The organism is Novosphingobium sp. TK46 (assembly GCF_055361525.1).
On the sequence record NZ_CM143963.1, the window covers coordinates 3,468,271 to 3,490,557 of the forward strand.

The window sequence follows — 22,287 nt, forward strand, 5'->3', positions numbered from 1 at the left end:
TGAACACCACCCCAGCAGACGAGGAACACATGGAACACGACGCCGCCAGCACAAAACTGGTCCCCCAACCCCGCCGCACTCGCCGGGAAAGAGCCGTAGACGCCACTCACCGGGCCGCCCGCCGGGTGATCGGGCTGGACGAGGCAGCCTCGCTGCTGGAGATCACCGAGGACGTCCTACGCCAGTGGCGGGGGATCGGGCATGGACCTCAGCCTCGTCCAACCCCAAGTGGCTGGAAGTACGACGCTGAGACAATTGAGCGGCTGGCTGCGATGCCGCGGCCCCGTCGGCTTTTCGCGGTCCGCCGCTGGAGGAGGTGATGGAGATGCCCTAGCCGCCAATGCGTCTAGGGCACTCACCTCGGGGCGCTGACGGTCGCATCAACATGCATTCCTGCCTCAAACTACCACTGCGCTCCCGTGATCAGGGTCGCGCGTCGGCAACCGCAGCTAGCGATCAGAGCAGGACGCGGTGAGCCTATTGTCTTGGCCGATAGCTTTTTGGCTCCTTCTCAGCTCGCGGCTGAGACTGCACCGGCCTCCACGCGGTCAATGCTCCTTCAAAGGAAATCATCCCACGGAGATGCGGGTGTCTGGCCCGCAGGAGGTCGGCAACTCGGCGCAATATCATCCGCCCGTGATGGATCACGGAGGATGAAGATGAAGGTGATGGACAATCTTGAGGAGATGCGAAGGCACGTGCCGGAGGGGACCTGCGCGCCTATGGTCGCGGTTCTTGAAAGCTTGCTCGACTTCATCGATGGGCCAGTGGAGCAGGCTAGCTTCACCGAGCTGCTGAGCGCACCGGCGTACCTGATTGAGGAGGTAGAGGAACTCGCGGCTGTACTGTCAGCGGAGGAAGTGAGCGGTCGCCGGTTGTCGCTCGCTGATGGGCCGTCGGGCTGGTTCGACATCGCCGAGTGGCTGGATGGCGGGCGGTTTGCGCGCTTTGTGACGATTGAAGGGCCGGATGGCGGACCGCAGTTTTTGGTCCCGAAGCACATAGCCAATCAGGCAAGTCAAGTTGCAGAGAGCATCCAGCAGACCGCCGCGCGAGAAGCATAGCGAGTGTCCGATCGCCTCCGGGCGATCGGATTGCCTTTTTTGCTACAACGTCCCATAGCACCTATCAGGTTCCGGTGACCGGCATCGGATGGCTTCCTTTCCCGGCAGTTCGAGGAGGCAGCTGCCGCCGACATTGTGGACAATCGACCGCCCCAAACGGCTTCCAAGAACCCACCTTCGTTCAGCGGACTGGCGTGCGGTAGCGAGCGACCGGACTTGGGACAAAACTGCCGTTTCCGATTTGCCCTCAGACGACCGCTACCGACATGATCGGACATTCAAAAGATCACCAATTGCGTGCTCGAGTGAAGCGCTAAATCGAAGTGCCGGAAGGCTGGTACCCACACTCTAAAAACGGCCCTTCGGCTCAGAGGTTGGTAGAGGCGGATCTCATGAGCGACGCCGCCCCTAACTTGGCCGAACTGCTTAGCGCAAGTGGCGACTATCGCCTCCAGCGACGACTCACGCCGCGCTCGACGGTCAAGGATACGAACCCCGGCAGCCATCATCGGATGGTGCCGCGTCACCCCACGTAACAAAACGTCGATTGCAACGCCGTAGCACTTGCCCGCGACCGCCATCCTGTCGAATATGCAGTGATGCGCGGCCGAGGCGACTTCGACAAGGCGATCGCCAACGGGGAGCGGAATCGCGAGGCGATCCAGCTCGTCCTGAACTGGTGCGGAAACGCGAAGGTAGAATGCGACACCCGCGGCTTGCTCGCGGTGCACACGGGTCTCCCGATCGGACACCACCACATCCAATGCGATTTCGCCGACGATGGCGGCACATCCTCCTTTTACGAGGTTTCGGAGGCGGCCCTCGATTTCAACGACCGGAACTGTGTGGGCTGCGGGCACCGCAAGCCGATGCGCCTGCCCAACATCAGCAAGTTCCTCGCCGAGCGCGAGCGTCGGCGCGAACTCCGGGCGGCCGAGGCCGCGAGAGCCGATGCCGCGAACGCCGCGGCCCTCGCCACGCGGGACGAGACCAGACGCCGTCTCAAGGAGCGGCTCTCGCCGATCGGTCAGACGCTTGTCGACGACATCGCCCTCTTCGACCGCGATGCTTCTGAGGAGAACCGGCAACGGCTCATGGCCAGCGCCCGGATGGCGCCCGAGCACTTCACCGCCGACCTGCAGGAGTACATACTCGACGTCTGCGAGACCGAGCGCTGGCTCGATGGCCCCGCGCTCGAGATCCTGGAGACCCTCGGGACAGATCCGATACGCCTGGCGGCCGTGGCGGCGAAGGCGCTCGCGGCCGGGACGCACCGGGCGCTGGCAGCCCGGGTGCTCCTGCCGCTCGTCGAGCATCTCAGCTCGGACGACGCCCAGGCCTCCGTGCACGGCGCGATCGACCTCGCGGAACCGGACCGCCGCGACTTCCTTGCGCGAGGACGCACTCCGGACCCGGCCCTCCTGCGACGTCTCTACAAGACGCATCAAGATGCCGTGGACCAGGCGATCGGCCTGCTCCTCTCGTCAGGCGAGACGTGGCCGGCCGAGAGTGCCGGCCGGGGCGTCGGCGCTCTGCTGCCCGACCATCCTGCAGCCGCGGACCGCCATGCCCGCTCCCTGATCGCGACCTACGTCCGCGCCCGCCTGCTCGTGCGCGACTTCGACGAGCTGCACAGGGATCTGTATGCGGTCCGGAACGCGGTCGTCGCGGCCTTCGACGTCAGGCCCGCAGCGGTGGACGCACTGCTGCAGGATTACGTCGGCGCTACCGGCAGCGACTTCACCAAGCGCGTCCACGACCTCTACGCGCGATCCCTGCGGACCGGCTACGACGACAGCCTCTCGCCGGACGCGGAATGCGCGAGGATCGCGTTCCGGCGGCTGATCTGGGCGACGACCGGTCCGTTCGACCAAGGGATCATGGAGAAGGCGGTCGAGGCTTTTCGCGGCCGTACGCGCGACCTGGTTCCACTCGCGGCCGCCGAAACCGATGCGGTGCTCGGCGCAACGCTGCTACTCGCCGAGCGATACCGCGAATTGGAGAAGGCCCCGCTCGACGCGACGCACCCGATGGCTCGGATCGAACGGAACAACCACCTTAGCTCCTATCGATCCCTGATGAAGGGGCTTACGCGCCTTGCGGCCGAGGCGGCGCTCGCAGACATGGCGCTCCTGCCGAAGCTCGACGGCTTCCTGACTGCCATCCCGGAGGGTCATGAGCTGCTACGCAGCATCGCCATCGAGACGTTCTCGGCGATCGCCGACGACGCTGCAGGTCTGGCGACGTATCTTCCGCACCTCTACCGGGCGATGGTCGGCCCCTCGTCGCTCGAACGTGCCGGCGCGGCCGCCGCAATCGGCAAGCTGGGGAGCACGGCGCTCGGCAACCTGCCCACGCTCGTCTTCGAGGCGTTCGTGCCCCTACTACACGACAACTTCGTAATCGTGCACAAGTACGCCGCGAGGGCGCTCAGGTCGTCGCTCCTCCCGGATCAGTTGCGCTTGCGGGCGCTCCGAGCCCTACTCGACCTGATCCGCCACTACCGAACGCAGACCGGTGAGGACAACTTCGTGATGGAGTGTGTGCGGACGCTAGCCGGCTCGGCCGATGCATTCGGCAAGGATAGCGGCGCCATCCGCCGATGGCTGATAGGCGTGTGCATGGACGTCGAGCCGATCTACCTGGAGTCCGAGATCCGAAGCATCGTCCACACACTCGGCACCGAGGCCGACTTCGCCAGGCTGGTCATCCGGCTGCTGCCGCACATGGTCGACCGCTACAACAACAGTGATCGCGCCCAGGAACTCGTGATGGGACTCTCGCCATCGGCCATCGCAGCCCATTCGGCGGAGTTCGAGGCAGTCGGTCTCGATCTCGCGAAGACCGACCAGTGGATCACCCTGGTGGTGATCGACGCGCTGGCCCGGTCGGGCGCCACCGCCGCCGCAGCACGCGTGGCGCAGGCCCGAATGGACGCCCTCGGGGACAATCCGAGGAACCGCATCGCTCGGCTGTTCGGCGAGAAGGTCGAGTTGGCGTTCGCGCTTGAGGCAGCCGTCGGGGCGAACGGGGAGGGCGGGATCGCCAAGGTCTCGACAAGGTGGAACGAGATAGAAAAGGAGTTGAAGGCCCGTCGTGACGAACAGCGTGAGCGTGATAGTCGAGCAGCTCGTCCCTTCCCGGATTGACGCGATCGACGCGCTCCGGCGCGTCGATGCCACCGGTGCCGACCTCAGGGCCTCGGCGATAAGGGCGGCGGAGATCGCCAAAGGTCTCGGGCGGATGCCCGGGGCGAAGGACTGGCGGGCCCTGGCCTTGGCGATTGAGACCGCCGCGCTCCTCACCGACTGGGCGGCCGCCGTGGAGACCGCCGAGGCCGATGCCGAACGACACCTGCGCGCCGCGCGCCAGAAGCTCAAGGCGCTGAACGGCGAGAGCGAACCGAGCGAATACCACGCGACCGTTACCGCACTCCTCGAACCGATCACCGCCGCGATCGAACCCGAGGACGTGGCCGAGTTCCGCGGCAGTCTCGGGGCGGTCACCCTGCCGGTCGCGATCCTAGCGGATCCAGTGCCTGAGCATCCCAGGTTCGCCGACGACCCCGTCCCGACAAGGGACGACCTCGCGGTCGCCTTCCTGGAATTCACCATCGACCGCTTCCCCGCCGCCAACCTCCACGCCCTGCGCCCGAACCAAGTACATGACCTCGGCCTCATCATACGCGTGTCGCGCTGGCCGCAAGATGCCGACAGGCTCGACATCACGCCGGTGTCGGTGGAGCCGTCATCCGTCTGGGACCTCCCGCGCTTCACCTTTTGGCGACCGGAAGGCGACCCGCCCTACACGTTCCAGGCTGACCAGCGGATGATCATCCACGCGGCACAGGGATTCGACGCGAGGCCGCTCGAGTTTGTCTACGCCGCGCAATTCCAGCCCGGCGCGGCCGACGAGAAGGTGGTGGTCGCGGGCCAGCGCCGGCTACGCCTCGATGGGATCGGAGCGGAGGGACAGGCGGTGTCCGGCTACGGCGAGCTGGATCGCAGCATACTCGACGTCCGTCAGGCGCTGCGCGGCGATCCGATGATTCCCGAGGACGACATCCGCAGCGTGATGTTGCTCCTGCCGCACCTGGCCAACCTCGCCGGAGCCTCGGTGCAGGACGCGCTCTACCCAAGCCCCGTCGACGAGGCCACGTTCGAGAAGGACGTGCGCGATCGCCTGCGCGGCGTCCCGAGCATCGGTGCCGCGCTGGAGCAACAGGCGCACGCGGCCGGCGGAAGGACCGATCTGTCGATCCGCGGGGTGCGGCTCGAACTCAAGAGCGAGCGATCCAAGCGGCTACTGCCGGCGGACTGCGTGCGCTTCGCCGAGCAGGCAGCCATGTACGCGGTGGGAACCGGGAAGCGCGTCGCCGTGCTGTGCGTACTCGACTGCAGCCGGAAGACCGCCACGCCGCTGCCGCTCGGGTCTTGCCTGTTCCTGCATGGTCACGACACTGGCGCCGGTGTCGTCAGCGTGGTGACGGTGCTGGTGCAGGGCGGTTTCCCGAAGCCCAGCGCGTTCTCGCGGTGACCAGACCGCTGAAATACTTCGGCAAGTGGGGCGTCGTCTTGGTCGATGGCCACGTGCGCCCGTTCAGTATGATCAACCAGTCCGCGAAGGCGTAGACTGCTCCAACCGCAAGCACCACTTTGTATCGATCACCTATGGATGAAGGACAGCTTCCATGATTAGCTTTCTGGGCAGCGAACGGCTGAGATTGGGGCGCATTCCCGACCAGCCAGTCTGCGGAGTGTGACCGGCGGCTTTCGGCATGAGCCGACATACCGATCGCAGAGGCCGAACGGCGTATTTTGGTCGACACCTGCCATGAAAGTGGACCCTTTGCGCCCGAGAGCGAAGATTTAGCTTCGAACTGCCGGGAAGTGTCGAACTCGCAAGCCGTACCGATACATTAGAATGGCCGCTGTCAGGCTTTCCGCGGCTCGGAACTTGCCGTTTCGGACGGTCCAACAAAGCTGCCCGAACAGAAACCGCTTCAGTCACCGGAAGGGGAACATCAGGGGAGGCTAATGGCCTCACCGGGAGAGGCGTTCGTTATATTATTGAAAAAGGTGGTGGACGCACTTGGGCTCGAACCAAGGACCCGCTGATTAAGAGTCAGCTGCTCTACCAACTGAGCTATGCGTCCACACTGCCGTCTTTCCGAGCCTTTCGGCGCGCCCCGATTCGGCGGGGAGCGGCCCGTATAGCGACTGGAGAGAGGATGAGAAGAGTTTTCTTTTGGCTTTTTACACGAGGCTCGATTGCGCCGTATCCGCGATGTTGTGAGCATCTTTCGACCATTCTGAAATGGTCTGGCGGTGATCGGTCGGCAAGGATTTGCGAGCATGCTAATGTAGGGATGAAGGTCCTCGCGGCTCTACGATATGACTCGTCAATCGCCGATCGGAGGTGGCATGGGGATAGTGGGTGCGGCCGCGGTGGTGTTGGGCGGGCTCTGCGGCAGCAGCACCGGTTCGGGTGGCGGCGTTTGCGCATCGTTGACGATTGGCTGGGCGGGCTCGGTCGCCTGGTCGATTGCCTCCACTTTCTCCTCCGAAGGGGCTTGCGGCGCTTTCTCGCCATAGGCGGCGGCATAGCTGCGGTACTTGGCGTCTAGGCGTTCCTTGGCGGTTCCGCCCCATTCCTTTTCATATCCATGCAGGACGTCGACCGCTTTGCCGGGGTCGAACAGATAGGTCATTACATCGCGCGCGATGGGATAGGCCGCACCCGATCCACCACCATGCTCGATCACCACCGCTACGGCATAGCGCGGCTTGTCGGCGGGGGCGAAGCAGATGAAGTGCCCGTGGTCTCGGTGCTTCCACAAGCCGCCTTTGCCGTTGCCTATATTGAGGCCGACCACCTGTGCAGTGCCGGTCTTGCCGGCAAGCAGGACATCCTTGATCGGCAAGGCCGCCTTGTGCGCGGTGCCGGGTCCGTTGACGACGTCGGACATCGCCTTGTGGATCAGGTCGAGGTGTTCCTGCGGTATCCCAAGGGTCGGGGCTGGGGCCGGGTGGCTGGAATAGAGCATGCTGGGCATCAGCATGCGCCCCGAAGCGATGCGCGACGCCATGACGGCTTGCTGCAGGGGGTTTACAAGGAAGTATCCCTGACCGATCGTGGCGTTGACGGTATCGTAGATGGCCCAATCCTTGCCATACTTGCGCCGCTTCCAGGCGGGGTCCGGAACCGTACCGTAAGACTGACCGATAACCGGAAGGTTGAATTCCTGCCCCAGCCCCAGTCGACGCGCCATCGCTGCAATCGGATCCATGCCGATCCGTTGGGCGAAATGATAAAAATAGACGTCGCAGCTTTGATAGATGCCCTTGGCCATGTTGACCTGGCCGTGTCCGCGGCGGTTCCAGCAGTGGAACACGCGGTTGCCGACGCGCAGCCCGCCGCCGCAGAAAACGCTCTCTTGAGGATCCAGGCCAGCTTCGAGAAACGAAAGCGCGACCATCGGCTTGACCGTCGAGCCTGGCGGATAGAGGCCTCTTAGAACCTTGTTGCGTAACGGAACGTGATCGTCGTCCGCCAGCATCTTCCATTCGATGCGGCCGATGCCATCGGAAAAGCTGTTCGGATCGTAACTTGGCATCGAAGCCATCGCCAGCAGGCCGCCCGTTTGCAGATCCATCGCGACGACAGCGCCGGATTCCAGCCCGATGCGCCGTGCCGCATAGTCCTGCAGCGGGCCATCGATCGTCAGCTTGATCGGCTTGCCGGGTATGTCGTCGCGAGTCTCGAGATCGCGCACGATCCGGCCACCGGCGGTCACCTCCACCCGGCGCGCGCCCGGGGAACCGCGCAGACGCTTCTCGAAGATCTTCTCGAGCCCGTCCTTGCCTACTTTATATCCCGGGGTGACGAGCAAAGGATCCTTCTCCTTCTCGTACTCCTCCGCCGATGCCGGGCCGACATAGCCGACGAGGTGGCCCACGCAGGGACCGGTAGGATAGTATCGGGAAAAGCCACGCTGAGTGACCACCCCCGGCAGGTCCGGCAAGCGCACGCTGACTGCTGCGAAGCGATCCCAATCAAGCCCCGTCGCGACTTCGACGGGCGCGAAGCCATGGGACTTGTCGAGCTTGTCCCGAAGATCCTGAAGATCGACCGGCGTCATCCGCAGCAGCTTGGCCAGTTCCCCGATGGTGTAGGCCTCGTTCGTCATCCTTTCGGGAACGACATCGACGCGGAAGTCCGCGCGATTGGAGGCGAGGGGCGAGCCATGCCGGTCGAGGATCCACCCGCGCCGCGGCGGAATGAGTGACAGGTTTACCCGATTGCTCTCGGATTCCAGCTCATACTTCTTGTTCTGGAGAATCGCCAGATAACCCAGGCGACTGGCCAGCAGCATTCCCAGGCCACCCTGCATTGCGCCGATAACCATGCTGCGACGGTCGAAGCTGTTACGCAATGTCGCCATGCTGACATGGCGAAGGCGGAGGATCGTCATCTGATCTCCACGAACGGTATCAAGCGAAGGCGATCAGCCAGCGCCACGAAACGTCCGACCAAGGGATAAGCGAGAATGGAGATCACCATTTGTGGCCAGGTCACATGAAGGGGGGTGTGGGCGCCGCCAAGGTTCGCGAGCACGAGCCCGGCGATGATATAGACGATGATAAGGCCAATCGCCACCAGCCATTCCGTCAGGAAATTACGCCACGGCAAGCGCGTTTCGATGATGTCGAGGGCGATCGCGGCGGCCGAGAACAGCATTACTGCAGACCCGAAAGGTTGTCCCGAGAACAGATCGTCGAAGATTCCCAGCGGAAGCCCAGCCCAAACCGGCAGCAACCCGGGACGCAGTTGTCGCCACGATATGAAGACCAGAAAGCCGAAGGGCGGCAATACCGGTGCCGACGCGATAAGGGCTAGCCCCGGCATCAGCGATGCGAGCAGCACCGTAAACCAGGGAACCGCCCGCGCCAGGATGGACGATGGCGCGCGATTGATGCGTGGGCGCTGCGTTCCATCCGGCGCAAGCCACGGTAACCATCTCATCGCAGCGTCACTTGCTGTCCGGCACGGGTGCGACGGCGGCGGGCGGGGTCGGGGCAAAAAGATCGTCGACGATGACGTAGTCTGCATCCGACGGATTGGCGAGCACCTGAGCGATCGCGCCATCACGGGTGACTTCGCGGGCCACTGCCATCGGAGTGCCCGGTCGATAGAGGCCACCCGATCCCGAGGTGACGAATACGTCACCCTTGTGCAGCGGGTTGAGGCCAAGATTGATCAGCTTGATGCGGATGTTGCCGTCCCCCACACCCTGGGCGAAGGCCGGCACGCCATCGGTGGCACGCCGTACCGGAACCAGGCTTTCGGTATCGGTGACGAGCAATACTCGAGAGCTTGTGCTTCCGACATCCAGCACGCGGCCAAGCAGCCCTCGTTCGGATCGCACCGGCATGCCGTTCTTGACGCCGGCGTCCTGTCCCGATGCCAACGTGGCGAAGCGCCGGGTGCTTGCGGCGGTCGAACTGGTCAATCGGGTCACCACTACCGGGCGAGGATCCTGACGCGCGAGACCGAGCAGCGCCTTCAAGCGTTGATTTTCGACCTGCGTAGCGCGAGACTGGACCAGACGGGTCTTGGCCACAGCAAGCTCACGCTCCAACCGGGCGCGTTCGCTGCCGGCCTTGAAGAACCCGGCGACGGTGGCGAACACATCCTTGCCGGCTACTCGCGCCGTAGCCGTAGCCTGGTTTGCAGGCTGGGTAACGTCGGTGGCGAGCGTCCGCAATCCGGTGAATGCATTGGGCTGAACGAAGGACACGACCAGCATCACGATGCCGATCAGGACGCCGGCCACGCCTGCGAAGTAGCTGATGAAGATCGTGTACTGCGCCCTGCGGGAGTATCCCGAACGCCGGTTCGCTGGGGGCGCCATACGGCGTCTCTCCTTCTCCGGCGCGCGCTACAAGCTAGGCGCCGAGCCAAGCAGGCTTAGGCGGTCATCAATACGCCGCGATATATCGGATCTTCCATCGCCCGCCCGGTGCCGAGCGCAACGCAGGAAAGCGGATCCTCGGCCACGCTGACAGGCAGCCCGGTCTCTTCACGCAAGTATTCGTCCAGACCCTGGATCAGCGCACCGCCACCGGTCAGGACGATTCCCTGATCGACGATATCCGCCGCCAGTTCCGGTGCGGTATTTTCGAGCGCGATGCGCACGCCCTCGATGATTGCGCCGATAGGCTCGCTCAAGGCCTCGGCGACGTTGGCCTGGCTGATGGTGATCTCCTTGGGAACACCGTTGACGAGATCGCGGCCCTTGATCTGGATCAGCTCGCCGACGCCGTCAGCCGGCATCATGGCGATACCGTAGTCCTTCTTGATCCGCTCCGCCGTGGCTTCACCGATGAGCAGGTTATGGTGCCGCCGCACGTACGAGACGATCGCCTCGTCCATCTTGTCGCCACCGACGCGCACCGACGTCGTGTAAGCGAGGCCGCGAAGCGAAAGCACGGCCACCTCGGTGGTGCCGCCGCCGATATCGACGACCATCGAACCGACCGGCTCGGTGACGGGCATGTCGGCGCCGATCGCCGCGGCCATCGGCTCGAGGATGAGATAGACCTGGCTCGCACCGGCGTTGCTGGCGGCGTCGCGGATCGCGCGCCGCTCGACCGAGGTGGAGCCCGATGGCACGCAGATCACGATCTCGGGATAGCGGAACAGGCTTTTCTTGCCGTGCACCTTGCGGATGAAATGCTTGATCATCTCCTCCGCGATTTCGATGTCGGCGATCACGCCATCGCGCAAAGGACGGATGGCTTCGATGTTGTCGGGTGTCTTGCCCATCATCATCTTGGCATCGTCACCCACGGCCTTGACCTTCTTGACGCCATGAAGCGTCTCGATCGCGACGACGGACGGTTCGTTGAGGACGATCCCGCGGTCCTGCACGTAGACAAGGGTATTGGCCGTACCAAGATCGATGGCCATGTTCTGCGAGCCGAACTTGAAGAATCGCGACATGAACGAGGCCATCAGGAAATCCGTGGATACTCTGTCGCTTGGCCGCTTCCTTCGAAGTGACCAAGCCAGCAGGGGGTGACGAGGAAGGCGGTCCCTTAACCCATGCTTTAGGCAAACGCCAAAAATTTGTGTCCACAGTGCAACGCGTTTTCGCGGGTCCGTCTCGAATTCGCGGCGTTTCGTCGCTACAGACCATGCGATGCCGGAAATACGCCGCCTACCCGATGATCTCGTCAATCGCATCGCCGCAGGAGAAGTGGTCGAGCGACCGGCGTCGGCGTTGAAGGAACTCGTCGAAAACGCCATCGACGCCGGCGCGCGAACGATCTCGGTGCGATTGGCAGGCGGTGGACTCGATCTTATCGAGGTTACGGACGACGGCTGCGGCATGGATGCCGACCAGATCGCGCTCGCGCTAGAGCGCCATGCGACATCGAAACTCCCCGACGAGCGCATCGAAATGGTCGCGACGCTCGGTTTTCGCGGAGAAGCACTCCCTTCGATCGCCAGTGTTGCAAGAATGACTATCGAAAGCCGCCCGGGAGCGAGCGCCGACGGCTGGCGCAGGGTCGTCGATCATGGCGCCATGTCGGTCGACGCCCCCGCCGCGTTGCCGCCGGGAACCCGCATCCGGGTCGAGGATCTGTTCGGGAAAGTGCCGGCACGCCGCAAGTTCCTGCGCTCCGCTCGTGCCGAGTATGCGGCGTGTCTGGACGTGATGCGACGGCTGGCGATGGCCCGACCCGAGATCGGCTTCACTCTGGAGCACGACGGTCGTCGTACCTTGTCGACCCAGCCGGATGAAGCGCTGGCGGCCAGGGTCGCGCGTCTGATCGCGCGCGAACTGGCGGAAGACGGAGTCGTCATCGAAGCGCAAAGAGGCGAGGCAAGGCTGACCGGCGTTGCCGGGTTACCGACGTTCAATCGCGGGGTCGCCGACCATCAATACCTCTTCGTGAACGGCAGGCCGGTGAAGGATCGCCTGCTGATCGGCGCCGTTCGCGGCGCCTATGCCGATATGCTCGCACGCGATCGTCACGCGGTGCTGGCCTTGTTCCTGCAAATTCCGGCGGAAGACGTCGACGTCAACGTGCATCCGGCCAAGACCGAGGTTCGTTTCCGCGATCCTACCTTCGTACGCGGCTTCCTCGTCGGTGCGCTGCGTCACGCGCTGGAAGCGCAAGGGCAGCGCAGTGCGCAGGCCCCGGCGGTCGGCGCGATGTCGGCATGGCAGGTGGAACCCGTGACTGCGCCGGCGCCCTCGCTGGGTTCGTTGTTCGCACGCCAGCACTCGGCGCCAAGCCAAGTCCGGGAGGCGGGAACAGCCTGGAATGCTCGGGATGAACCCGTGATGGCGCCGCCTTCGGCACGCGCCGAGGTGGCCGAGGAGGCGCCCTCCGCAGCCTTTCCGCTTGGCGTCGCGCGCGGCCAAGTCGCGGCGACCTACATCGTTGCCGAGGCGGATGACGGGCTGGTCATCGTCGACCAGCATGCCGCGCATGAACGCCTCGTGCTGGAAAGGCTGAAGGCGGCGGGGGCCGAAGATGCGATGACCCGCAGTCAGGCCTTGCTGCTCCCCCAAGTGGTCGAACTGGAAGAGGTCGATTGCGACCGTCTCGAAGACAAGCTCGATGAACTGGCGAAGGTCGGGTTGGGAATGGAGCGTTTCGGTCCCGGTGCGATGCTGGTCCGCGCGGTGCCGTCGGTGCTGGGCAAGGCCGACGCCGCCTCGTTGGTGCGGGATATCGCAGACGATCTGGCGAAGCACGGTGACGCGTTGCTGCTTGGCGAAAAGCTGGATCTCGTGCTTGCGACGATGGCGTGCCACGGGTCGGTACGAGCAGGGCGCACCCTGTCAGTCGCGGAGATGAATGCGCTGCTGCGAGAGATGGAACGCACGCCGCGATCAGGCCAATGCAACCATGGCCGGCCCACCTGGGTTAAGCTCGCACATCACGACATCGAGAAACTGTTCGGGCGAAAATGATGCGTAGTGCGGCTGTGGTGGTGCTGGGAATCGCTTTGCTTGGCGGGTGTCAGGAGCACAAGGATCCGAAAGCTAAGGCGATCGACGATGCCCAAGCTGTCGCCATGGTCAAGCGCATGAACCAGACGCCTTTCAGGCCGGTCATCCCGGAACCGCTCACGCGCGACGATCTCGCCCGCTACGATCTTGCGGAAAGCGGATGCACGTTTCGCCCGATGGGCAAGGCGGAGGCTGAGCCGTTATTCGTCGCCCAGCACGATCGGGGCTTCCTGAAGATCGATGGTGTACTGCAACCCGTTTCAGCGAAAAGCGGTAGCGCCGAGCTGCCGTCAGGCGCGCTATCGACTTATGTCGGGCTGGATGGATGGATCGAGCTTGTCGCACAGGCTGGTGACGGCATCGCGGATGGCAACGGAGGCAAGGCCTGGCCCAGTCGCCTCGTCATCCACGATGCGCAACAACGCGTGTCGTTCAACGCCTTAGGTCAGGTGAATTGCACCGCACCGTTCGGGGATTGAGCACGCCGCGCGCCTTATCGCCCGCGTAGGGCGGCGCCGATATCCAGCTTGGGATCGGGGTCGGGAATGATACGATATCTTGCGGTGATCAGGCTGAACACGCCGAACAAGGCGATGCCGGTCGCGATGATCGAGAAACCCAGACCCATCTCGCGTAGATCGAGCAACGCCTGCCCGAGTGAACGCACTTCGGCGCTGCTGGAAAACCAGCCCGAGCGCAGAAGCGACCATCCCATCAGCAGGAACACCACCGCCCGCGTTGCCAGGCCGATGCGGCCGATCCAGCAAGTGGCAGGTGGCGCATCCGACGCGATGTGCCGCATGAAGCCCAGATCATACGCACTCTTGGCTTGCGCCCCGGCACCAATCAGCAAGCCGAGCCCGGCCAGGCCCAGGGCCACCGGCCCCAGATCGAAGGTCAGCGCTGTCGCGGCCATCTCCCGATTCTGGTTTCCGCCGCCCGCCTGCGCTCCACGGGCAAGCTGTATCGCCGTCCACGACAACGTACCGTAGGCAACCGCACTAACAAGGTAGGCGATTCGCTTGCCGACGCCCTTGATATCCGAGCCAAGTCGCTCGGTATCGAACAGGCAAGCAATCATCTTGTAAACGGCATATCCGATCAACCCCAGCGCGGCCACGTAGAGGATCGCGGTGCCGCCAGGGATATCCTGCACATACTCGAGCGCTCCGGTGGTGCCGTTGCTCACTTCGTCCTTGCCGGTGGCCGACAGCAGCAGATAGCCCAGCAACAGATAAACCAGACCACGCACCGCATAGCCCAGCCTGGCCAACCAGATTATCTTTTCTGACTTATCAATTACCACCGCGCATGCTCCCCCGCTGCCGTTGCGGGCTAAATGCGCGGGAGCGGCAATCGTGCCCGACTGCGCAATCGCTCAGACATTGAACTTGAAGTGCATGACGTCGCCGTCGTGCACGACGTATTCCTTGCCCTCCTGGCGCAGCTTGCCGGCGTCGCGTGCGGGCGCTTCGCCGCCCAGCGACACGAAGTCGTCGAATGCGATCGTCTCTGCGCGGATAAAGCCGCGCTGCATGTCGGAGTGGATCTCGCCCGCAGCCTCGGGCGCCTTGGCGCCCTTGTGCACGGTCCAGGCGCGCGCTTCCTTGGGCCCGACGGTGAAGAAGGTCAGCAGATCGAGCAGGTCGTAGCCGGCGCGGATGATCCGGGCGAGGCCGGTTTCATGCAGGCCCATCTCTTCGAGGAACGCAAGGCGCTCCTCGATCTCCATGCCGGTCAGTTCGGACTCGATCGCGGCCGAGACGATGACGGCGCTGGCGCCTTCGGCGGCGGCGCGCTCGAACACACGCTTGGAAAAGGCGTTACCGTCGGCTGCAGCTTCTTCCTCGACGTTGCAGACGTAGAGGACAGGCTTGGCGGTGAGCAGCTGCGCCTGGCGGAACACGCGCTCCTCTTCCTCATCGGCCGGTTTGGTCAGCCGCGCGGGCTTGCCCTCACGCAGCAGCTCGAGCGCCTGGCCCAGCACGCTGGCGGTGATCTTCATTTCCTTGTCACCCTGCGCCGCCTTCTTCTGGGCAGCGGGAACGCGCTTCTCCAGGCTTTCGAGGTCGGAAAGGAGCAGTTCGGTCTCGACCGTCTCGGCGTCGGCGATCGGGTCGACCTTGTTTTCGACGTGCTGGATGTCGTCGTTCTCGAAGCAGCGCAGCACGTGCACCACCGCGTCGACCTCGCGGATGTTGCCGAGGAACTGGTTGCCCAGGCCCTCGCCCTTGGAAGCGCCGCGCACCAGGCCGGCGATGTCCACGAATGAGAGCTGCGTCGGCACGATCTTGGCCGACTTGGCGATCTCGGCCAGCTTGTCGAGGCGCGGATCGGGCACGCCGACCTGGCCGACATTGGGCTCGATCGTGCAGAACGGATAGTTCGCCGCCTGCGCCGCCTGCGTCTCCGTCAGCGCATTGAACAGGGTCGACTTGCCGACGTTTGGCAGGCCGACGATCCCGCAACGAAAACCCATGATATGCTCCGGTGTATAGATTGTGCGCGGCCCATAGCGGTCAGGACCGGTGAAAGCCAGACGGGCTTAGTCCTGCTGCCGCAGGGCAATGTCATTCATGAACCGCGTCCCGTCGCCTTTTGCCAGCCACTCGGCTTCGGCCGCGATGGCTCCGAGCATGTCGGCCAGATCGTCCACCTCGGCCTTGGTGTAGTTGCCCAATACGTAGCCGGTCACGCGGTCCTTATGCCCCGGGTGCCCGATGCCGAGGCGCACCCGTCGAAAATCGGCGCCCAGATGCTGGTCGATCGAACGCAGCCCGTTGTGGCCGGCGGTGCCGCCGCCTTGCTTCACCTTGACCTTGAACGGCGCGAGGTCGAGCTCGTCGTGAAACACCGTGAGCGCCTCGAGGCCGAGCTTGTAGAAGCGCATCGCCTCGCCGACGGCCCGGCCGCTTTCGTTCATGAAGGTCGCGGGCTTGAGCAGCAGGATCTTCTCCGTCCCGATGCGCCCTTCCTGCAACCAGCCTTGAAACTTCTTCTGCACCGGGCCAAACCCATGCACTTCCGCCAGGGTATCGGCGACCATGAAGCCGACGTTGTGGCGGTGCATCGCGTATTGCGCGCCGGGATTGCCGAGGCCGACCCACAATTGCATCGCGCTTCTCCGATCCGGACCTACGATAAAACAGTAAGACCCCGCCACCCGATCGAGATGGCGAGGTCTTGCCCGAACTCCTGTCCGGCTTGCTCCGGACGTGGATTATTCCGCGGTGGCTTCTTCTTCGCCCTCTTCGCCATCGGCGCTCTTGAGAGCCGAAGGAGCGACGATGGTGGCGATGGTGAAGTCACGATCCGTGATCGCGCTCTCGACGCCCTTGGGCAGCGTCACGCTATGGATGTGGATCGAATCGCCGATCTCGGCGCCAGTCACGTCGACGATGATCTCGTCCGGAATGCTGTTCGCATCGCAGACCAGCTCAAGCTCGTGACGCACGACATTGAGAACACCACCGCGCTTCAGGCCGGGGGCAGCTTCCTCGTTGGTGAATACCACCGGCACGTTGACGTGAACGGTCGCGTTCTTCGCAAGCCGCAGGAAGTCGACGTGCAGCGCACGCGCGGTGACGGGATGGAAGGCAACGTCCTTGGGGAGCGTACGCACCTTACGACCGCCGACTTCGAGTTCGACGATCGAGTTCATGAAGTGCCCGGTGTCCAGCATGCGAGCCAGCAGCTTCGCTTCGACGTGGATCGCCAGGGGCTCTTCCTTGTTGCCGTAGATAACGGCGGGAACGCGGCCTTCGCGACGCAGCACACGGGAGGCTCCCTTGCCAAGCCCTTCGCGCGTCTCGGCCGGCAGGTTCAGCGTATCGCTCATGATAACGTGCCTTTCGGATTCGTTGTATGTGTAAGGAGCGCGCCGCTTGCCGGCACGTCCTTTCCCGCTACGCCTCCAGGGATGACCATAGCCGGGAAGCGCGGGCCCCTAGCGGCAAATGCCCGTGAAAGCAAGGCTCACCGCAGTCGCTCTACGGTGTAGCCGGCGTGCTGCAACATCGCGACGAGCCCGTCGGGCCCCGCCATGTGCGCCGCCCCGACAGCGACGAACGGGCGGCGGCCGGCACGGATTTCTCGGACGATCCGCTCGCGCCAGCTGCGATTGCGGGCGGTAAACAGCGCTTCGCGCAGGTCGCGATCGGCGAGCAGGCCGCTTTGCGTCTCCGCCTCGATGCGGTCCATGTCGCCCCGCCGCCACGTATCGACGAAGTCGGCTTCGTCATCCAGCACGCCGGCATCCGCAATCACGTAGCCGAGAAGATCGCGTTGCTCCGTTTCGGGAAGACGGTCGAATATGGCAAGCTGGCCCGTCGCGCCTTCAAGTTCTATCACCCGCTTGCCCGACGCTGCTGCCAAGACCGCGCGATCGATGCCGTTGGCCGCATTGCCGCCGCTGGCGGGACGCGCAAGTGTCAGCGCGATGGCCCAGGTCTCGACATCGCGCAAGTCATCGCCATCGACACCGCGATCCGCCATCATTCTGGCAAGGGCCCGGTGCTTCTGCGGGGCGACCCGCTGCTCTACCGGCGGCAGTCCCGGCGTTCGCGACAAGGCGGCAAAGCTGCGCGAAATGGCTTGGTCGTCGGCGATGTTGGCGACTTCGACCATGACTTCGCTAGATCGGGATAGCGCCGCGTCGACTTTCGTCGACCGCCATGCCAACGGCTGCGGAGCGGCATGTATGGTTCCGAACAGCCATGCTTCTTCGCCATGCTTACCCGATACCCGCCAGATCGCCGGATCGGCAGGAATGGCCGCACGGTTACAACCGGCTGCCAGCACGAGCACGGCCAGGAAAGACGCGCGCAGGCTTTTCCCGATGCGAACAACGTTCGACACAGGCAGGCTGGTGGTCACTGCACGCGCTTCGCCCTGATCCGATCCTTCGCGAGTTGCGCCTGAACGCTGTCCTTGCCGGCGAGATGGCCCGCGCCGACCGCGACGAACACCGTTCCCGGCTGTTTCAGGCGATCCTCGATCCACGTCGCCCACGCCTTGTTGCGATCGACCAGAAGAATCCTCATCAACATCGGATCGCTCTCATCCTCGTTCATCAGCCGCGCGAGTTCGTCGGCCTTGCCCGCTTTCCAGGCTTCGATCATCGCGTGCACCTCTTCGCGGACCTTGGGCAGATCCTTCAGAACCTCGCCCAGGTATTTGACCTGGGTATCGTGGGGAAGCGTATCGAACAGCGTGAGCTGCGATTCTGCCGTCTCGAGGCCGATGTGCTGCTTGCCCGCTGCCTTGGCGACCAGCAGCGCCTCGGCGCCGCTCATGACGCCGTAGCCATCCTTGATCAGCGGCAAGGTGGATAGCGCCACGGCGGCATACCAAGGGTCGTTGGCGTCGAACGCCGACACTGGGAGCTGCAGCGCCGTCAGCGCGGCCTCATATTGCATGCGTTCTGCGGAAGGCAGCTTCTCACGCAAGTTGGCCGGCGGATCGGACAAGGCGATCTGGCCGATTCGTGCTTGAACTGCCGGATCGGCCTGATCGACGATCTCGGTCACCAGCGTGTCCGATCCTTCCAGCGCGGTGGCGATCGGCCCCGCGTACCATTCGATGCCGGCGGGCAGGATATGGATCGTGCCGAACAGCCAGATCGTCGTGTCCTTGTCCGACACCTTCCACAGCGCCGGTCTGGCATTGACCGCGACCTGAGCAGGCGCAGCCTCTTTGGCCCATCCCGAGGCGGGAGCGAAAAGCAGGAGAAGCGGGGAGAGCAGGGCGGGCAGCACGCGGCGCAAGGATGTCATCGGCCGGCCTTATAGGCACTATGTATCAAGCGTCGATGAACGATTGCGGCCTGGCGCCGCCGACTGCATTGTTGACCCGTTCCCGACCGTGCGCCAAAGCGCGACCCCATGTCAGACCTTCCGACTTCGCTCAGTTTCCAGGACATGATCCTGACGCTCCACGCGTTCTGGAGCAAGCAGGGCTGCGCCATCCTGCAGCCCTACGACATGCGCATGGGTGCGGGTACGTTCCACCCGGCGACCACCTTGCGCGCTCTAGGCCCGGAGCCGTGGAAGGCCGCCTACGTCCAGCCCTCGCGCCGGCCGACCGATGGCCGCTATGGCGAGAACCCGAACCGGCTGCAGCACTATTACCAGTATCAGGTGATCCTGAAGCCCAACCCGGCGGACCTGCAGGAGCTTTACCTCGCTAGCTTGGCGGCCATCGGCGTCGATCCGCTCGCGCACGATATCCGCTTCGTCGAGGACGACTGGGAGAGCCCGACGCTAGGCGCATGGGGCCTGGGTTGGGAAGTCTGGTGCGACGGCATGGAGGTGACGCAGTTCACCTACTTCCAGCAGATCGGTGGCTACGACTGCAAGCCGGTCGCGGGAGAGCTGACCTATGGCCTCGAACGCCTGGCCATGTACATCCAGGGTGTCGATCGCGTCTACGATTTGCGGTTCAACGACCAGGGCGTGTCCTACGGCGACGTGTTCCTCGCCAACGAGCAGGAAATGTCGAAGTACAACTTCGAGGTCGCCGACACTGACCAGCTGTTCGCCGGCTTCCGCCACGCCGAGACCGAGGCGCAGCGCTGCATCAAGGCGAACGTGCCGCTTGCCGCCTACGACCAGGCGATCGAGGCCAGCCACTTGTTCAACCTGCTCCAGGCACGCGGCGTGATCTCGGTGCAGGAGCGCGCCAGCTACATCGGCCGCGTCCGCGATCTCGCCAAGGGCGCCTGCCAGGCGTGGATCGAGAAGAACCAAGCGCGCTGGGCCAGTGACTACGCCGGGTGGACCGTATGACCGACTTCCTGCTCGAACTGCGCTCCGAGGAAATTCCCGCCCGCATGCAGGCCGGCGGGCGCGCGGACCTCGAAAAGCTGTTCCGCAAGGAGCTTGCTGCGGCCGGGCTGGAGGCAGGCAAGATCACGGTGTGGTCGACGCCGCGCCGCCTCGCCCTGATCGCACATGACTTGCCCGAGGCGACGCAAGCCATCAGCGAAGAGACCAAGGGGCCGGCGGTCGGTGTCCCGCCTCAGGCGCTGGAAGGCTTCCTGCGCAAGGTCGGCCTGACGCAGGACCAGCTCGAAGTGCGTGAGATCAAGGGCAAGGGCACCTACTTCGCCGTGGTCGAGAAGCCCGGCCGCGCCGTCGCCGAGGTGTTGGCGCAGGCCATCCCCGCGATCGTGCGCGCGTTCCCCTGGCCCAAGTCGATGCGCTGGGGCGCAGCCTCGATCAGCACCGAGTCCCCGCGCTGGGTGCGCCCACTTTCGGGCATCGTCGCCATTTTCGGCGAGGAGTTGGTGCCTTGCGAAGTCGGCGGCGTGACCAGCGGCTACGCCACGGTCGGCCACCGCTTCCACCATCCCGGCGCGATCACCATCGGCGGCGCGCACGACTATGCCGACAAGCTGCGCGCCTGCCACGTCATCGTCAGCCACGAGGAGCGCCAGGACGTCGTACGCCTAGGCGCGGCGGAAGTGGCGACGCTCGACGGCCTGACACTGGTCGCGGACGAGAGCCTGGTGATCGAAAACGCCGGATTGACCGAATGGCCGGTGCCGCTGCTCGGCCGCTTCGACGAGGGGTTTCTTGCGGTTCCGCCCGAAGTCATCCAGCTAACCGCCCGCGTGAACCAGAAGTATTTCGTCTGCGAGGACAGTGCCGGCAAGCTTGCCAACGCCTTCGTCTGCACCGCCAACATCGAGGCGCATGACGGGGGCGCGGGCGTCGTCGCCGGCAACCGCAAGGTCCTCGCGGCGCGGCTCTCGGATGCGCGGTTCTTCTGGGACACCGACCGCAAGACCACGCTGGAGAGGCAAGCGAAGAAGCTGGGGCGCATCACCTTCCACGAGAAGCTTGGCACCGTCGCCGATAAGGTCGAGCGTGTCGCGATGCTGGCCGAGTGGCTGGCGGGCGAAGGCATCGTCCCCAACTGCGATCCGGTTCTGGCGCGGCAGGCGGCCGAGTTGTGCAAGGCCGACCTCGTGACCGAGATCGTCGGCGAGTTCCCAGAGCTCCAGGGCCTGATGGGCGGCTACTACGCCCGCGCCGAGGGTCTGCCCGAGGCCGTCGCCGACGCCATCCGCGACCACTACAAGCCCGTCGGGCAAGGCGACGCGGTGCCCACCGCGCCGGTGACGGTCGCGGTGGCGCTGGCAGACAAGCTCGACACGCTGGCAAGCTTCTTCATCGGTGACATGCCTCCTACAGGTTCGAAGGATCCCTTCGCGCTTCGGCGTGCGACGCTGGGCGCCATCGAGTTGGTGCAGCGAAACAGCCTCCGGTTCGGTCTTCTTGAGCCCTTGCGACGCCAGATGGGGGCCTTGAGCCCACGTATCCGTGGCTATGAGCTTGGAAAGGCCTTCGAAGTGCTGGTCGAGACCCGCGCCGCATCCGGAAGTCCACTCAGCGAGGCTGAACGGCGTCAGCAGATCCAGGCGATGGGAGAGCAGTCAATCTCGCCCGAAGTGAGCGCACAGTTCGACGAACGTGTCCTGGTCGCGCGTGCCAGGCTCCTCGACTTCTTTGCTGACCGTCTGAAAGTCCAGCAACGCGAGGCCGGCGTCCGCCACGACCTGATCGACGCCGTGTTCGCGCTCGGCGGCGAGGACGATCTCGTGCGCCTGCTCGCCCGCGTCCATGCACTGCAGGCGTTTGTCGGCACCGAGGACGGGGCCAACCTGCTCGCCGGCTACAAGCGCGCTGCCAACATCCTCAAGAAGGAAGACTGGCACGGCCTCGAAGGCGAGATCGCCGAGACTGGCGAGGAAGATCCTCTGGCCGGCGTCGACGATCCCGATCTCGCTGCTGTCATCGCCGCCAAGATGGCTGAGCGCCATAAGGCGGAACACGGCCACACGCCCGAACCCGCCGAGCAGGCGCTGATCGACGCGCTCGCTCTCGCCACTCCACAAGCGGAGAAGGCTGTGGCGACCGAGGACTTTGCCGGGGCGATGGCGGCGCTGGCTTCGCTGCGCGGGCCTATCGACGCGTTCTTCGATTCGGTGATGATCAACGATCCCGATCCGGTCAAACGCAATGCACGTCTGGCGCTGCTTGATCAATTTCGTGCTGCAGTGCACAATGTTGCTGACTTCTCGCGTATCGAGGGCTGATCCGGCTGCACCGAGCGTAGCTGCGATGGTGCATCACGCTTGAAGACATAGAGCTTGTCCGAGGGCGCGAATCCTCGCACTTGAGCATGAGG

General features: G+C 64.4%; 19 protein-coding genes and 1 tRNA gene. 9 read left to right on the forward strand and 11 right to left on the reverse strand.

All coding sequences use genetic code 11. The features are described from left to right. Positions 1-29 precede the first annotated feature (29 nt). From ACXJ1Z_RS16595 to ACXJ1Z_RS16615, 5 genes are all read left to right on the forward strand, one after another. A complete protein-coding gene (locus ACXJ1Z_RS16595) occupies positions 30-320 on the forward strand; it encodes a MerR family transcriptional regulator (protein ID WP_463781277.1) in 291 nt (96 codons plus the stop codon). A 333-nt stretch (positions 321-653) separates the two neighbouring features. Then, positions 654-1,064: a hypothetical protein gene (locus ACXJ1Z_RS16600; RefSeq protein WP_463778161.1), complete on the forward strand. Its 411-nt coding sequence runs from the start codon at positions 654-656 to the stop codon at positions 1,062-1,064. A gap of 392 nt (positions 1,065-1,456) precedes the next feature. Further along, positions 1,457-1,600, forward strand: coding sequence for a hypothetical protein (locus tag ACXJ1Z_RS16605; RefSeq protein ID WP_463778162.1), 144 nt, complete (start codon positions 1,457-1,459; stop codon positions 1,598-1,600). 63 nt (positions 1,601-1,663) lie between these two features. Continuing rightward, complete coding sequence (locus ACXJ1Z_RS16610; protein ID WP_463778164.1) at positions 1,664-4,213, forward strand: hypothetical protein; 2,550 nt, start codon at positions 1,664-1,666, stop codon at positions 4,211-4,213. Continuing rightward, complete coding sequence (locus ACXJ1Z_RS16615; RefSeq protein WP_463778165.1) at positions 4,161-5,600, forward strand: hypothetical protein; 1,440 nt, start codon at positions 4,161-4,163, stop codon at positions 5,598-5,600. The genes ACXJ1Z_RS16610 and ACXJ1Z_RS16615 overlap by 53 nt, the downstream gene beginning before the upstream one ends. Before the next feature lie 543 nt (positions 5,601-6,143). On the opposite strand, the gene ACXJ1Z_RS16620 is transcribed toward ACXJ1Z_RS16615, so the two are convergent. The 5 genes from ACXJ1Z_RS16620 to ACXJ1Z_RS16640 form a co-directional block, all read right to left on the reverse strand. Beyond that, positions 6,144-6,219 (reverse strand) — tRNA-Lys (locus ACXJ1Z_RS16620). Positions 6,220-6,465: 246 nt separating this feature from the next. Continuing rightward, positions 6,466-8,538: a penicillin-binding protein 2 gene (gene mrdA / locus ACXJ1Z_RS16625; protein WP_463778167.1), complete on the reverse strand. Its 2,073-nt coding sequence runs from the start codon at positions 8,536-8,538 to the stop codon at positions 6,466-6,468. Next, positions 8,535-8,990, reverse strand: a complete 456-nt coding sequence (gene mreD / locus ACXJ1Z_RS16630; RefSeq protein ID WP_463778169.1) for a rod shape-determining protein MreD — start codon at positions 8,988-8,990, stop codon at positions 8,535-8,537. The genes mrdA and mreD overlap by 4 nt, the downstream gene beginning before the upstream one ends. Positions 8,991-9,096: 106 nt before the next feature. Beyond that, positions 9,097-9,978 carry a rod shape-determining protein MreC gene (locus tag ACXJ1Z_RS16635; RefSeq protein WP_463778170.1) on the reverse strand — a complete coding sequence of 294 codons (882 nt, stop codon included), beginning with the start codon at positions 9,976-9,978 and terminating at the stop codon, positions 9,097-9,099. Between the two features lie 56 nt (positions 9,979-10,034). After that, a complete protein-coding gene (locus tag ACXJ1Z_RS16640) occupies positions 10,035-11,081 on the reverse strand; it encodes a rod shape-determining protein (RefSeq protein WP_463778171.1) in 1,047 nt (348 codons plus the stop codon). Positions 11,082-11,268: 187 nt separating this feature from the next. Between ACXJ1Z_RS16640 and mutL the strand changes: the two genes are divergently transcribed. After that, positions 11,269-13,056: a DNA mismatch repair endonuclease MutL gene (mutL, locus tag ACXJ1Z_RS16645; RefSeq protein ID WP_463778173.1), complete on the forward strand. Its 1,788-nt coding sequence runs from the start codon at positions 11,269-11,271 to the stop codon at positions 13,054-13,056. After that, complete coding sequence (locus tag ACXJ1Z_RS16650; protein WP_463778174.1) at positions 13,053-13,574, forward strand: hypothetical protein; 522 nt, start codon at positions 13,053-13,055, stop codon at positions 13,572-13,574. The genes mutL and ACXJ1Z_RS16650 overlap by 4 nt, the downstream gene beginning before the upstream one ends. A 14-nt stretch (positions 13,575-13,588) precedes the next feature. Here ACXJ1Z_RS16650 and ACXJ1Z_RS16655 read toward each other — a convergent pair whose 3' ends face one another. The 6 genes from ACXJ1Z_RS16655 to ACXJ1Z_RS16680 all read right to left on the reverse strand — a co-directional run bounded on the left by ACXJ1Z_RS16655 (position 13,589) and on the right by ACXJ1Z_RS16680 (position 18,869). After that, positions 13,589-14,368, reverse strand: coding sequence for a DUF1206 domain-containing protein (locus ACXJ1Z_RS16655; RefSeq protein WP_463778176.1), 780 nt, complete (start codon positions 14,366-14,368; stop codon positions 13,589-13,591). Between the two features lie 105 nt (positions 14,369-14,473). After that, the gene (gene ychF, locus ACXJ1Z_RS16660; protein ID WP_463778178.1) at positions 14,474-15,574 is read right to left on the reverse strand and encodes a redox-regulated ATPase YchF; all 1,101 of its coding nucleotides are present in this window, start codon (positions 15,572-15,574) and stop codon (positions 14,474-14,476) included. A 66-nt stretch (positions 15,575-15,640) separates the two neighbouring features. Then, on the reverse strand, positions 15,641-16,210 hold the full coding sequence (pth, locus tag ACXJ1Z_RS16665) for an aminoacyl-tRNA hydrolase (RefSeq protein ID WP_463778179.1): 570 nt from the start codon (positions 16,208-16,210) through the stop codon (positions 15,641-15,643). A gap of 105 nt (positions 16,211-16,315) precedes the next feature. Beyond that, entirely contained in the window at positions 16,316-16,933 is a 618-nt protein-coding gene (locus ACXJ1Z_RS16670; protein ID WP_463778180.1) for a 50S ribosomal protein L25/general stress protein Ctc, read from the reverse strand. 137 nt (positions 16,934-17,070) lie between these two features. Beyond that, the gene (locus ACXJ1Z_RS16675; protein ID WP_463778182.1) at positions 17,071-17,970 is read right to left on the reverse strand and encodes a TraB/GumN family protein; all 900 of its coding nucleotides are present in this window, start codon (positions 17,968-17,970) and stop codon (positions 17,071-17,073) included. Next, entirely contained in the window at positions 17,967-18,869 is a 903-nt protein-coding gene (locus tag ACXJ1Z_RS16680) for a TraB/GumN family protein (protein WP_463778183.1), read from the reverse strand. Before ACXJ1Z_RS16680 ends, ACXJ1Z_RS16675 begins: the two co-directional genes overlap by 4 nt. A gap of 108 nt (positions 18,870-18,977) precedes the next feature. Here ACXJ1Z_RS16680 and ACXJ1Z_RS16685 point away from each other — a divergent pair, with 108 nt between their 5' ends. Then, complete coding sequence (locus ACXJ1Z_RS16685; protein WP_463778184.1) at positions 18,978-19,880, forward strand: glycine--tRNA ligase subunit alpha; 903 nt, start codon at positions 18,978-18,980, stop codon at positions 19,878-19,880. After that, a complete protein-coding gene (gene glyS / locus ACXJ1Z_RS16690; RefSeq protein WP_463778186.1) occupies positions 19,877-22,195 on the forward strand; it encodes a glycine--tRNA ligase subunit beta in 2,319 nt (772 codons plus the stop codon). Before ACXJ1Z_RS16685 ends, glyS begins: the two co-directional genes overlap by 4 nt. Positions 22,196-22,287: the final 92 nt, after the last annotated feature.